This is a genomic window from Roseibaca sp. Y0-43, from assembly GCF_020667835.1.
Lineage (GTDB): Bacteria > Pseudomonadota > Alphaproteobacteria > Rhodobacterales > Rhodobacteraceae > Roseinatronobacter.
On the sequence record NZ_JAFMPR010000043.1, the window covers coordinates 1 to 890 of the forward strand.

The 890-nt window shown below is 50.8% G+C and carries 1 protein-coding gene; it reads left to right on the forward strand.

Going from position 1 to position 890, the window contains the following annotated elements:
- Positions 1–262: 262 nt before the first annotated feature.
- On the forward strand, positions 263–890 hold a 628-nt coding region (locus tag J1C52_RS15020; protein ID WP_370633279.1), incomplete at its 3' end, for a calcium-binding protein.

Below are 890 nucleotides of genomic sequence, written 5' to 3' on the forward strand. Positions count from 1 at the left end.
ACAGTCTCTTCTTCACCGGCTTAGCAAGCGCTGATTTCAACCCAGGAGACTTCGTCTTTGTCTGAAGGCTAGAAAACGCCTCACCCACTACTGACTGACCTGCCCCCTTGCTGGGGTAATGCCTGCGTCATGAACGAGGGGCGACCAAGGGGCAGGTCAAAATCTGCAAAATCTCTTTACAGAAACTGGAAATTGCGCTCCTCTTCTCCGAAGCGCACTCCCTATCCATGGGTATAATTTTTCAGAAATCAGGAAACACAAGATGGCAATTAACATAGAGGCATCTCTCGTTGACGGTGATACTATCGTTGAGACGGATCCCGCTGATGCAAGTTTTTTCAACTTGTTCGAAGCTACGACCGCGGGTCCTCAGATCGCCCCTGGAGGTGAAGTTCCGATTGTGAATCCACTCACCGGGGAAACACTCCCCAGTTTCATTGATGGCATCGTGATTGGCTCTGAGCTTAACGGTCTGAAAGGTAGCGGAACCGCTCTTGCAAGTGCATTTTTCCTAGAAAATGCGTCAGATATCGACCTATCTGACGAGGTCACATTACTTATATTCACTTTCGAACAACCCGACGGAAGCCAGCTTGTGGTTCGAGCTACAATTACAAATGGTGATGGCCCAACACTACAGGAATTTCTCGATGGCTACACATTGGAAGAGCTACTAGCGAGCGCGGATACCCTGAATGGCGCGCCTTACAGCTACGGTCCCGACAATGGTGGAGACAACGAAAGCACAGATGGGCCCGATGAACTGGTCGGAGACGAAACTGACAACTTCATTCAAGGCCTTGGTGGTGCTGATGTCATCGAAGGCCTTGGCGGGAATGATGTTCTGGTTGGCAATGCGGGATCGGACACAATCTGGGGCGGCTTGGGGA